Source organism: Paenibacillus sonchi (assembly GCF_016772475.1).
Taxonomy (GTDB): domain Bacteria; phylum Bacillota; class Bacilli; order Paenibacillales; family Paenibacillaceae; genus Paenibacillus_AQ; species Paenibacillus_AQ sonchi.
Genome location: NZ_CP068595.1, coordinates 4,838,777 through 4,851,030 on the forward strand (window position 1 = coordinate 4,838,777; position 12,254 = coordinate 4,851,030).

The window sequence follows — 12,254 nt, forward strand, 5'->3', positions numbered from 1 at the left end:
GTGATCTATGTGCCGATTATGGTGAACAGCCAAGTCGTCGGTGTATTCAGTATTACCAGCAACATTACGGAACACAAACGTCATCTCCAGCAGATAGAGAAACTCAGTTATGAGCATGCCCTGATTCTGAATTCAGTCTCAGAAGGCATCTTTGGCATGAATCTGCAGGGGGAAACGATGTTTATTAATCCGGCTGCATCGACGATGCTGGGATATGAGCCGGGTGAACTGGCCGGGAATATTAAGCTGCATACCGTGGAACAAAGATGGCTGGATGCCGAGCCGTATGCCGGCGGGCGGTGGGCGCAGCCGGATTCCTTGTCGGGCCGGCTCTCTTCCGAGGACAAGGAAGGCGTATTCTGGAGACAGGACGGCTCCAGCTTTCTGGTTAAATACCGGATGTCTCCATTATTTGATAATGGTGAGCGGAAGGGGGCGGTTGTCGTCTTCCGGGACATTACCGAAGAGAAGGCCATTGTGCGGGCAAAAGAGTCTGCGGAGCAGGCGGACCGGGCCAAGTCTGAATTCCTGGCAATTATGAGCCATGAGCTGCGCACGCCGATGAACGGGATTATGGGCATGGCGGATCTTTTGGCCGGAACCGAGCTTGATGAAGAACAGCAATACTACACGGAAATCATCAACAAAAGCAGTGAGTCCCTGCTGCATATTCTGAACGAGGTGCTGGACTTCAGCAAGATTGAAGCCGGCATGATGACGCTGGAGCTGCAGACGGTGGACCTGTCCCAGGTGATCCGGAATGTCATGGAGCTGTTTTATCCGAAAGCGCTGGAGAAAGGTCTGCTTCTGGATAGCAAGCTGGACCCTGATCTGCCGCTGCTTGTGGTGACGGATGAGATCCGCCTGCGGCAGATTCTGGTGAATCTCATCGGCAATGCGGTGAAATTCACCGAGGAAGGTGAAATTCACGTTACAGCGGGGCTGCAATCGATCGCCGAGACCGGAGATTTGGTTATAAGATTTACGGTAAAAGATACCGGAATCGGCATTCCCCAGGGAAGCCAGGGATTGCTGTTTCAGTCCTTTTCCCAGCTGCATCCTTCAATTAACCGCAAGTATGGCGGCACGGGCCTGGGGCTGGCGATCAGCAAAAAGCTGGTTGAACTGCTGGGCGGGATGATTGGTGTGGAAAGCAATGAAGGGGAAGGGGCAGAGTTTTTCTTCACCATCCATGTTTTTCTGCCTTTGTCGGAACCTGCCTATCAGCAAATCCCTATTGCCGGCATGGAGAACGGAAATGGAAAAGAGGCGCCGGACAGAACGTCTTCCGAAGGCGAATACGGCCCGCTGTCCATTCTGGTTGCCGAAGATCATCCGGTGAATCTCCAATTGCTTCAGGCGTATCTCAAAAAGCGCGGCTACTATGCTGATGTGGCCTTAAACGGGGAAATGGCCGTAGAAATGGTGCGCTCGCATCCATATGATCTGGTGTTCATGGATATCCAAATGCCGCAGATGGACGGGATCGAAGCGACAAGTATAATACGCCACGAGATGGGGCTGTCGCCTGTTATTGTTGCAGCAACGGCTTTTGCGCGCAAGGAGGACAAGGAGCTGTGTCTCAGAGCAGGCATGCAGGACTTCATCTCCAAGCCGATTTCACCGGCTGAGGTGGACCGGGTGCTAAGAGAGTGGTCGGCCCATATCCTCAGATAAGAAACAGACGGGGGATGATAATTGGCGGCAATCATAGATGCTGCGAAGAGCAGAAGTCTCTGAGGGGACCAGCACTACTACTGATGCGGACTGTAGAGCCGTTATTTGCAGGTTTTGGTGCGTTTGACAAGACTCCCGGACAGGAGAGCCGCTATTTCTTGTAAATTGGCCTAATTCAGGCTGTTTTGGGGCAATTAAGGTCTTCAGCATATTGCTGCTCAAACTTTGTCATTTCGAATTCCTCCTACGTGTAATACCATTTCGTTCAATAATTGAGAGGGGTCTTATGAATGAGAGGGCTGTTGTATACGCTGTTTGCTGTGCTGTATATGCTGATAACATTTTTCGGTCTCGGTCCGGTGCTGTTCGCTGACGGCTCTGCGAGAGAGCGGGTATTTACACTAATTGTGGTGCTCTTGATTTACACGGCGGTCACACTGGCGTTACGGCTCATTTTGAAGCGGATGCGCAGGCGTTGACAAACTTCTGCGGTCTGGCTATAGTTGAATTAATCGTAATTGTTACGAATACAATTCAGCCAGTAGGAAGGCAGCGGAATATCGGAATATGAAACGCGGTGATATGATTCTTATTCTTGTGGTGCTGCTGGTGGCAGGTTCCCTTTACGGAATCAAGGCTTACAAGGACCATAATGAACATTATGCACAAGGTGAATTGCAAGCAGTTATTACAGTGGACGGCAAGGAGTACAAGACGGTATCCTTGACCAAGGAAGAGCAAACGATCGATATCCAGACAAAATTCGGCCATAACATCCTAAAAGTATATGACTACGGAATTCGTATGACCTATTCGGATGCCCCGCTCCCGATTGCCCTCGACATGGGCTTTATCTCCAGACCTAAGCAGCAGATCCTCTGTATTCCGGCGCGGCTGATGGTGGAAGTCATTAATCCGCACCGGTCTATCAATGACGATAATGAGCTGGATGCGGTTATTCAGCCTTGATCCCGGATTGCTGGATTTCAGCCCAGGCGGCCACTGAGTCGGCATTCGTATAAACGTATGGGGTGGAAGGCTGTGGCACAGGATTAATGCTTTCTGGTGCAATTTCCATCACTTGTTTGCCCATATAAGACGACAGCTGAAGCTTGCCCCGCACCTCAATCCAGGTGTCGGCGGGCAGGCTTATTTGCGTTCGGGGGTCCAGGAGGATGCCCAACGGAGTCGCGTCCGCTGTGCAGCACTGGACCAGAAAGCGGCTAACCGCATATACAGGCTTAATGCTTTTTCCGCTCTCCCGGTACAGGAAGCCGGTTACCGTAATGGTTCTGCCCTCGAATTGCTGTTTGTACAGGTCGATGGCTCCCAAGGTTTCGGAGAAAATCTCCGGATACACTTCGATGACGGGCTGGGCATACAGCTTCCCGGCCAGCTCGGCGAATTCCTCAAGGTAGGGGCTGGCGGCGTTGAATTTCACATGTTCAGCGGCTTCATCGGCAATGTAGGATAGGGACATGCCTTTTTTGGCGGCTGCCGCACTGCCGAGTGAACGGTCAGGGAGCAGGAAGCCGAGCAGCAGCGGGAAAAGAAACAGGCCGTACAGCATAACGCTGTTCAGCCCGGAACGCGGCAGGCGGTGCTCGCAGTCGCAGAGCCGTGCGCTTTTGCCGAATAAAGCCTGAATTCCCAGACTCAGCGCCATCAGCGAGAGCGGAACCGGGCAGAGGCGAACCCAGCGGGCCAGCTTGGGGGCGACATAATAATGCAGCGCATCCTGCTGGACCAGGTGCCCGATATAGAGCGCGAAGAGCAGCAGGAGCAGCGCCCTGAATCCATAGTGAATCCGGATGCTCCGGGAATCATTCATACGGGGAACCTCCTGAACGTCATGACCGTTTTATAGCCATAGTGAGGCTAGAACGGAACCGGTAAACACGGTAGAGAAGATCATGAAAAACAAGTAAAGCGCAAATCTGGTCTTGAAGAGCGAGAGCAGCATCAGCGAGTTTTTGAAATCAAGCATCGGTCCGAGCACCATGAAGGCGAGCAGGGAGCCGCTGGGAAAAGTATGCAGAAAGGTAGAGGCCACAAAAGCATCCGAGGTGGAGCACAGCGAGAGCACATAGGAAAGTCCCATCATGAACAGGTAGGAGCCGAGCGGTTTCCCGCCAATGGCGGCGAGACTGCCTTGGTCCATAAAGGTCTGGATGCCTGAGGTAAGCAGACAACCGATAATCAGGTATTTGCCCATTTCAAAAAACTCGTCCGATGTATGCACAAAAACGGCCGCCAGCTTGCCCCCGCGCGTACTTTGTTCATGGGGTTCCCCGCTTTCCCGGGCGATGGATAGCCGGAGCGGTGTTTTGCGGACGGTGGCATAGACGATAAACCCGATAGCTGCAGCTGCAATAAAAGCAAGTCCCATCCGGGCATACGCCAGCTCTGGATGGGCGCGGAAGGCCGTCAGTGTGGCCCCGTACACGACCGGATTCAGAATCGGACCGGAGAGTATGAAGACGATAGCCACATACAGCGGCATGCCTTTATGCATCAGGCGGCGGACCAGCGGAATCATCCCGCATTCACATACGGGGAAGAGGATGCCGAGCATACAGCCGAACAGGATGGCCGGAAGCGGCTGCCGCGGAATCCAGCGGGAGATCATCTCATCCGGCACGAAAACGCGAAGCAGCGAAGAGAGCAATGCGCCTAGAAGCACAAACGGCAAAGCTTCCAGCAGGATGCCGATGAAGCCGGTTTTAAAGGCCTCGGTGAAGGCATTGTTCAGCACCTGCGGGTGGCCGGGAAGCCAGAGGGTGCAGGCGGTAATCAGAAAAGCGGCAGGGATCAGCAGCGGCAGTGTTTTGAGCGGTGAAAAGAGAGTCAAGGTTGATAGAACAAAGCGGACCAGCGGTCGGTCAGCTGCTTCTCATCCAGATTCAGTCCGATGAACACTACATACGGCTGGCCGGGATACCGTGAAAACTCCCAGTTGCAGCGGTTTCCGGCATATTGCACCAGCTGGACCCCGTCCCGCCCCGCAAGCCGGACATGCCCCTTGGCCCTTACCAGGCTGTCCCCCCACTCCCTGAAAAAGCCCTCCAGCAGCTCCTGCCGTATTCCGTCTGCCGCTCCCGGCGGAAACGTCAGCGTTACAGCCGCCACCTGCGAATAAGAGGTCTGCTGCGCGGATTCCGGCTCCTGCACCGCGGTTGCTCCGTGTCCGCCGGCCGCACTGTTGATTCGCTTAAGCGCCATACCGTTTAGTTCCCGGCTGCCGCGCTGCGCAGCCGGAGTGCGCTGCTCTTGGGGTGAAATTCCCGCCAGCAGCGGGTCGAGGTTGATTTTACTGTAATGTGTGAATACAATCTCGGCGTCCGTATTATGGCGACTGGCCATTTTTTCAATGCGCCATAAGGTTTCCGGCTCGACCAGATCGCTTTTGTTAACGATGATCAGATCGGCGCTGGAGAGCTGCCGGCGCAGTGTCCGCACGAGCTGCTTGTCGGCGGAGAAGCGGCTGCCGTATTCCAGCGCGTTTTCCGCATCCAGCACGGTAATGGAATAGTGCAGCACGAGCCGCCCGCTCAGCGCAGGCTCCAGAAGGGATTTGGCGATTTCCTCGGGGTCGGCAACCCCGGTAAGCTCAATATAGATGACATCCGGCCGCCGGGCGAGCAGCAGCTCCAGAGTCCTTGGCAGCTCATCCTTGCGGCTGCAGCAGACGCAGCCGTCCAGCAGCTTTTCCACATTTGCACCGGCATGTTCCTCCAGAATGTAGCCATCCACATCCTTTTTGCCGAGTTCATTCATCACAATGCCGGGAGTAAGCCCCCTGGCCTTGCTCTCCTTGAGCAGCGACAGCAGCAGTGTTGTTTTCCCGCTCCCCAGAAAACCTCCAAGGATGATTACCGGTATCTTCATAGTTCTCCCTCCCGCTTTTGTTCCTGCAATTGCAAGAATCATATTTTCATAATCTATCTATACGTACTTGCTCTCCCGGAAAGACCACAAATTTAAGAGAGTTGTAATTTTACGCGTCTATGGTTGACACTTGGCGGATAAAACATGTAGAATGTGTAAATCGTAATAATTACGATTAAACAATGAGGAGCTGATCTTTTTGAGAGTTATCGTGACCCTTGCCTGTACAGAAACCGGCGACCGCAATTACACCACCACCAAGAATAAGAAAAACCAGCCGGGACGCCTCGAGATGAAAAAATACAGTCCCCGCCTGAAACGGGTTACGCTGCACCGTGAGACCCGTTGATCCGGCGGAAATTACAATGCCAACTATAAGAACTGAAGTGAAGGAGAACCTATGAAACCCATTCCTGTTACTGTGCTCAGCGGATATCTGGGCTCCGGCAAAACCACACTGCTCAATCACATTCTGCACAACCGCGACGGCTTGAAGGTGGCCGTGATTGTCAATGACATGAGCGAAGTGAATGTGGATGCGGGGCTGGTGAAATCCGGCAATACGCTTTCCCGGACAGAGGAGAAGCTGGTTGAAATGTCGAACGGCTGCATCTGCTGCACCCTGCGCGATGACCTGCTGCGTGAAGTGCATACGCTGGCGGCAGAAGGGCGGTTCGATTATATTCTGATCGAGTCCTCCGGCATCAGCGAGCCGGTACCGGTCGCCCAGACGTTTACCTATGCCAATCCTGAGCTGGATATCGATCTTACCGCGTTGGCCCGGCTCGACACCATGGTTACAGTAGTCGATGCCAACCGTTTCTGGCATGACTTCGGTTCCGGCGACAGTCTGGTTGACCGTGGTACCACTGCTGGTGAAGGAGATTCCCGGGATATCGTTGACCTGCTGATTGATCAGATTGAAACCTGCGATGTGCTGCTGTTGAATAAATGCGACCTGGTGGAAGAGCAGGAGCTGAACAAGCTTGAAGCCGTATTGCGCAAGCTGCAGCCCTCTGCCAAAATCATCCGGACCGTCAAGGGGATCGTTGATCCCAAGGAGGTCCTGAATACAGGGCGGTTCGATTTTGAACGAACAAGCATGTCCTCCGGCTGGATTGCCGAGCTGAACAAGGAGGAACATACACCGGAGACCGAAGAATACGGCATCAGCTCTTTCGTCTACCGCCGGAGAGTGCCCTTTCATCCGCAGCGGCTAAGCTTCTTCTTCAGCAATTGGCCGGAGGAGGTGGTGCGGGCCAAGGGTCTGGTCTGGCTGGCAGCGAAGGGTGACCTTGCCGCCAGCCTCAGCCAGGCGGGGCCGTCCATCCAGTTCGGCCCTGCCGGCTACTGGCTGGCAACGCTGCCTGAAGAACAGCAGCTTGAGGTGCTCGCCACAGAGCCGGATATGAAGGCCAGATGGGACGAGACTTGGGGCGACCGCATGAATGAGGTCGTATTCATCGGCGTCGGCATGAACCGGGCCGGCATTGAAGCCCGGCTGGACAGATGCCTGCTGAATGAAGAAGAGATGCAGCAGGATTGGAGCCGCTTCAACAACCCGCTCCCTTGGCCGGCGGATGAGTTTTTGACGACTTCTCCAGAGTAAGAAGCTTGAGACTAGCGCGAGTTAACTCCGGGATCTGGGGGTTGATTGCAAGGCGGAGCAGGGCCGATTTGGTTCGGGCCGGGATCAGGAGTCTCGTGATCCCGGCTTTTTTGGCTGCACAGCCCTCTATTGTTATCAGAACTTGCGGGTCACCCGGATATTTGATGATACGTATGCGCCGTGTGCGGGGTCAGACTAGCCGCGTTCACGTGCTGGGGACGGACAATAATGTGCTGTTGAAGATTTGGATGAATGCGGGAAAAGGGTGGAATGAGTTAATAGTCCGGGTAGAAGAAGTATGCAGGTTACAATGGTGGTCCCTCCTTAGTTTGTGAAACTGGAGGCATCCAGTTTGTTATTCAACATTCTGTGTGTCATTCAATCCTAATTTTAATGAGCACACAGGTTCGTTCAGTGCATGGGTTGTTTTAAGGCGATCTCTGTTTTTAATAATAATAATTACAATTAATTATTGGTTTTGTGTTTACAAATCGTAATGATTACGATAATATCATTAGAGTTAATGCGTAATGTTTACGAATAAAATGCTGAAGATGAAAACAGATATAAGAAAGCAGAAATATTGTTAGTAAACAGGTCATTACGGACACCAGATACCTTATTTTGCATAATTCTGCTTTCTGGGTGATGTTACGGACAACCAACGCCCAAACCCTAAATCCCACGCCAGCAGCTTTGTCCCGGCCTTACACCAAATTATGAAAGGAGGGCGATACGCCATGATTTTATCGTCCATGAAGGATGTGGTGTTCGGTTATGGAAGTGAGCCGGTCATTGACAACCTCTCACTTGAGATTGAAGCCGGGCAGTTTATCGGGATCACCGGCCCTAACGGGGCAGCCAAAACGACCCTGCTCAAGCTTCTGCTTGGCCTGCTCCGGCCTTGGAGCGGAACCGTCACGCTGAACAAGGAGATTACGGAGGGAGGAAAGCTGGCAATTGGTTATGTGCCGCAGCAGGTGGCATCCTTTAACGCCGGATTTCCGAGCAAGGTGATCGAGCTGGTCCGGTCCGGCTGCTACCCGCGGCTGGGGTGGTTTGGACGTTTCACGAAGGAGCAGGAGGAGCTTGTGGAGCGGAGCTTGCGGCAGGTGGACATGTGGGAATACCGCAACCGCAGGATCGGTGAGCTGTCCGGCGGGCAGAAGCAGCGGATCTGCATCGCCCGGGCACTGGCGCAGCAGCCGCAGGTGCTGGTGCTGGATGAGCCGGCAACGGGCATGGATATCGGGAGCCGGAGCGGATTTTACAAGCTGATGCGGCATTATGTCAGCAATCACGGGCGGACCGTCATCATGGTCACACACGGTCTGGAAGAGACCCGTCCCTATCTGGACACGGTGATCAGCCTGGAACGAGAAGAGCAGGAGGGCTGGAAATGCTTGGTTACGAATTCATGCAGCGCGCATTTTGGGCCGGGGGCCTGATTGGCATCATCGGTCCGCTGCTAGGCGTGTATCTGATGCTGCGCAGGCAGGTGCTGATGGCCGATACGCTCTCTCACGTGTCGCTGGCCGGAGTAGCGCTCGGCTCGGTGCTGCAGCTGAGTCCGGCACTCAGCGGATTTGCGGTGGCCGTAGCGGGCGGTCTGGTCATCGAGCAGCTCCGCCGTTCTTACCGTACATACAGCGAGCTGCCGGTGGCGATCATTATGACCTCCGGCCTGGCGCTGGCCGTGGTGCTGATGAGCCTGAAGCAGAATCTGAGCCGCAGCTTCAGCTCCTATCTGTTCGGCTCCATCGTCGCTGTCAGCGATACCCAGCTGGGGCTGATTGCCATAGTGGCCGCCGTTGGACTGTCATATTTCATCATTCTGCGCCGCCCGCTGTACAGCCTGACCTTTGACGAAGAGACCGCCTCTATCGGCGGTGTCCGTACAGGCTTGTTGTCCTTTTCGTTTGCGGTGCTGACGGGTATGACGGTTGCGGCTGCGATGCCTGTTGTCGGCGTTCTGCTGGTGTCGGCGCTGATGGTCCTGCCGGCATCCATTGCCCTTAGGGTTGCATCCGGCTTTAGTGCAGCTATTCTGATTTCAATCGGTGTTGGCCTCGCGGGTGTTTTCAGCGGCCTGACCGCATCCTACTATATCAACACGCCTCCCGGAGGCACGATAGCCCTCATTTTATTGTGTTTTCTGCTATGCGCTATTGCTGTACAGAAGCTGCTGGCTTTCCAAAAACGCCGCAGCGTCCGAAAATCCATATAAGAAAAAGGAGCTTGAACCGAACTATGCTGAATATTAAAATCCGTCACCTTGCCGTCCTTTCCCTTGCCGCCATGCTGATAGCCTCCGGCTGCGGCAATAAAAACACCGCAAGCAATGCGGAAGAAGCTGCCCCGGCTTCATCCGCAACCGCAGAGCCGTCCGCCGCTGAGCCTGCAGTCAAGACAGACAAGCTGAATATCAAGGTCAGCTTTTACCCTATGTACGAATTCACCAAAAATATTGTCGGCGACCTGGCCGATGTGGAAACGCTGATTCCGGCCGGAATCGAGCCGCATGACTGGGAGCCTACGGCACAGGATATGGCGGAGATTTCCGCCGCCGATGTGCTCGTCTATAACGGTGCAGGTATGGAGGGCTGGGCGCAGCAGGTGATCGACAGTGCCAAGGGGACCCAACTGGTGGCCGTAGAGGCCAGTAAGGGGCTGGATATTATGGAAGGCGTGGAAGAGGAAGAAGAGCATCATGCCGATGAAGCGGGTCATGATCACGAGGCAGGCGAGCATGCCGAAGAAGCGGAGCATAATCACGAGGCAGACGGGACAGCCGAAGAAGATCATGATCACGGCCATAGCCACAACCACGACCATGACCACGGCGGCCTGGATCCGCATGTCTGGCTTGCCCCCTCGCTTGCCATCAAGGAGGTTCGGACGATCGAAGCCGCTTTGGCTGCTGCCTCTCCTGAGAATGCCGCTGCTTTCCAGACTAACAGCGATGCCTATATCGCCAAGCTGGAGCAGCTTGACCAGGATTTCAAGGCTGGTCTGAAAGATACGAAGCGTAAAGATTTTATTACCCAGCATGCCGCATTCGGCTATCTGGCCAAAGAGTACGGCCTGACTCAAGTGCCTATCGCCGGACTGTCGCCGGAGCAGGAGCCTTCCGCCGCTCAAATGGCCAAAATTGTGGAGTTCGCGAAGGCGCATAAGGTGAAGACGATCTTTTTCGAAACCCTGGTGTCGTCCAATGTCGCGGATACCATTGCCGGGGAAATCGGGGCCAAGTCAGCGGTGCTGAATCCAATCGAAGGCTTAACCGAAGCGGACCGCAGCAGCAATCTTGATTACCTTGGCATTATGCGCCAGAACCTTGAAGCGCTGAAGACTGCTTTGAATGAATAAAGAGCGATAGGAACCTACCCAATATACGAAAGGAGCAGCAGCATGGCTAAAAAATCAAAGATCGTCAAGGAACTGAAGAGGCAGGAGCTGGTGGCGAAATTCGCTGACAAACGCAGAGAGCTGAAGGCAAAGGGGGACTATATGGCCCTCCAAACGCTGCCGCGCGATTCATCGCCCACCCGCCAAAAGAACCGGTGCGCCGTTTCCGGCAGACCACGCGGCTACTTAAGCAAGTTTCATGTCTCACGGATCGTGTTCCGCGAGCTTGCACTCAAAGGGCAGATTCCCGGTATCACCAAATCAAGCTGGTAAACGGTCCGGCTGCATACCGGCTTCACATAGCACGGCTGTTTCTCTGCTTAAGCGGAGGGACAGCCGTTTTGATGTATATTACGCCAGAATTTATCATTATACCGGACATTTAAGGCTTTGCCTGATGAAGCGGGGTGAATTATGATAGTAGACAAGTGTAACCCATGATGACCAATCTTGACCAACTATGAAGGAGACCAGAACATGAGCTATACCGATACGTTCATCCGCGTCGCTGTCGATTGTCCGGCCGAGACTGGTGTTGTTCCTGTGTCCGCCCGGCCGCATCCGCCGGTCCATGTCATTCAGCATGAGCTGCTCTCAGGGGCGCCGTATGCCTATACCCATGAAGAGCTGCTGTATGAGGTGCATGTGCGCCATAAGGGGATTTCTGAACAGGAGAGAGCGGAACGCAGGAAGGAAATCTGGACAGCACTGTTCTCCAAAAGCCACCCCTGCCTGCGCGCCTCCATGCTGCCTAAAAAGTACGGTTGGGGAATTCACTATAACTCTGAGGGTAAAATCGCCATTTATGGCAAGGAGTCCCCTGAGTACGATCATTACACATCCGGGAGCGAGGATGGCGTTAAGCTGCTGAATGCTATGCGCAATAAAAAATGACAGGGAGGGAAGGCGAACCTTGCATAAAGGTATAGAAGAAATCGCGCTGAACACCTGGCCTGCAGAGCAAAGTGTGCTGCTGGAGGGCTGGATACTCCGCTCCTCGTCAGGTTATACCAAACGGGCAAATTCGGTTAATCCGCTGTATCGGTCAACGGGACAGCAGGGCGAACTTGAGGTCCAGGAGAAAATCCGTCTTGCTGAGCAGTATTATGCCGCTGCCGGGCTGAGTTCCGTGTTCAAAATCACGCCCTTTACCCAGCCCGCAGACCTCGACGGGCGATTAGCCGGGCAGGGCTATGAGAAAGTAGAGCCCTCCTCCGTCAGGACGCTGGATCTGCAGGAGCTGCCGGCTCCGGCCGGTCGCTACGAGGTTCTAATCCAGGAAGAACTGGCCGGAGCGTGGCTGGAAGCATTCGCCGGGTTGTCAGGGCTGTCCGTTGCGGATCAGGACACTCTGCGGAGAATGCTGGCTTCGTCCATGTTGAAGCAAGGGTACGCTCTTCTGCTGAAGGATGGAATTCCTGCTGCGTGCGGACTCGGTGTCCTTCAGCATGGGTACATAGGTCTATACGATATATGCACTGCGGCGGCGTTCCGGCGGCAGGGGATGGCGGAGGAAATACTGCTCAGCCTGCTGCACTGGGCCAGAAACCGGGGAGCGGCACATTCCTTTCTTCAGGTGGTGCTGGCGAACAGCGGGGCTTCCGCCCTATATGACAAGCTGGGCTTCAAAGAGATATATCAATATTGGTACAGAGTGAAAAGCAGGGTATAG

Annotated in this window: 14 protein-coding genes; 11 read left to right on the top strand and 3 right to left on the bottom strand. The window is 54.2% G+C overall.

What is annotated here, in order from left to right; genetic code table 11:
* The 3 genes from JI735_RS36140 to JI735_RS21405 all read left to right on the top strand — a co-directional run bounded on the left by JI735_RS36140 (position 1) and on the right by JI735_RS21405 (position 2,646).
* Positions 1-1,677 (top strand): PAS domain-containing hybrid sensor histidine kinase/response regulator, encoded by a 1,677-nt coding sequence (locus JI735_RS36140; RefSeq protein ID WP_233475995.1) that lies wholly within the window; start codon positions 1-3, stop codon positions 1,675-1,677.
* 290 nt (positions 1,678-1,967) lie between these two features.
* Positions 1,968-2,156: a DUF6954 family protein gene (locus JI735_RS21400; protein WP_039836408.1), complete on the top strand. Its 189-nt coding sequence runs from the start codon at positions 1,968-1,970 to the stop codon at positions 2,154-2,156.
* A gap of 88 nt (positions 2,157-2,244) precedes the next feature.
* Positions 2,245-2,646: a NusG domain II-containing protein gene (locus JI735_RS21405; RefSeq protein ID WP_039836409.1), complete on the top strand. Its 402-nt coding sequence runs from the start codon at positions 2,245-2,247 to the stop codon at positions 2,644-2,646.
* On the opposite strand, the gene JI735_RS21410 is transcribed toward JI735_RS21405, so the two are convergent.
* The 3 genes from JI735_RS21410 to JI735_RS21420 are packed head-to-tail and all read right to left on the bottom strand — an operon-like array spanning position 2,633 to position 5,565.
* The gene (locus JI735_RS21410) at positions 2,633-3,508 is read right to left on the bottom strand and encodes a TIGR03943 family putative permease subunit (protein ID WP_039836410.1); all 876 of its coding nucleotides are present in this window, start codon (positions 3,506-3,508) and stop codon (positions 2,633-2,635) included. The genes JI735_RS21405 and JI735_RS21410 overlap by 14 nt on opposite strands.
* A 30-nt stretch (positions 3,509-3,538) precedes the next feature.
* Positions 3,539-4,528, bottom strand: coding sequence for a permease (locus JI735_RS21415; RefSeq protein ID WP_202676410.1), 990 nt, complete (start codon positions 4,526-4,528; stop codon positions 3,539-3,541).
* A complete protein-coding gene (locus JI735_RS21420; protein ID WP_060860916.1) occupies positions 4,525-5,565 on the bottom strand; it encodes a CobW family GTP-binding protein in 1,041 nt (346 codons plus the stop codon). The genes JI735_RS21415 and JI735_RS21420 overlap by 4 nt, the downstream gene beginning before the upstream one ends.
* A gap of 199 nt (positions 5,566-5,764) precedes the next feature.
* Between JI735_RS21420 and rpmG the strand changes: the two genes are divergently transcribed.
* From rpmG to JI735_RS21460, 8 genes are all read left to right on the top strand, one after another.
* Positions 5,765-5,914, top strand: a complete 150-nt coding sequence (rpmG, locus tag JI735_RS21425) for a 50S ribosomal protein L33 (RefSeq protein ID WP_020428168.1) — start codon at positions 5,765-5,767, stop codon at positions 5,912-5,914.
* Between the two features lie 51 nt (positions 5,915-5,965).
* Positions 5,966-7,174, top strand: a complete 1,209-nt coding sequence (locus JI735_RS21430; protein ID WP_202676411.1) for a GTP-binding protein — start codon at positions 5,966-5,968, stop codon at positions 7,172-7,174.
* A 740-nt stretch (positions 7,175-7,914) separates the two neighbouring features.
* Positions 7,915-8,622, top strand: a complete 708-nt coding sequence (locus tag JI735_RS21435) for a metal ABC transporter ATP-binding protein (RefSeq protein ID WP_202676412.1) — start codon at positions 7,915-7,917, stop codon at positions 8,620-8,622.
* A complete protein-coding gene (locus JI735_RS21440; protein ID WP_202677676.1) occupies positions 8,568-9,401 on the top strand; it encodes a metal ABC transporter permease in 834 nt (277 codons plus the stop codon). The genes JI735_RS21435 and JI735_RS21440 overlap by 55 nt, the downstream gene beginning before the upstream one ends.
* Positions 9,402-9,424: 23 nt before the next feature.
* Complete coding sequence (locus JI735_RS21445; RefSeq protein ID WP_202676413.1) at positions 9,425-10,543, top strand: metal ABC transporter substrate-binding protein; 1,119 nt, start codon at positions 9,425-9,427, stop codon at positions 10,541-10,543.
* A gap of 42 nt (positions 10,544-10,585) precedes the next feature.
* A complete protein-coding gene (rpsN, locus tag JI735_RS21450) occupies positions 10,586-10,855 on the top strand; it encodes a 30S ribosomal protein S14 (protein WP_039836435.1) in 270 nt (89 codons plus the stop codon).
* A gap of 204 nt (positions 10,856-11,059) precedes the next feature.
* Complete coding sequence (locus JI735_RS21455) at positions 11,060-11,476, top strand: DUF6157 family protein (protein ID WP_039836436.1); 417 nt, start codon at positions 11,060-11,062, stop codon at positions 11,474-11,476.
* A gap of 19 nt (positions 11,477-11,495) precedes the next feature.
* Entirely contained in the window at positions 11,496-12,254 is a 759-nt protein-coding gene (locus tag JI735_RS21460) for a GNAT family N-acetyltransferase (protein WP_039836437.1), read from the top strand.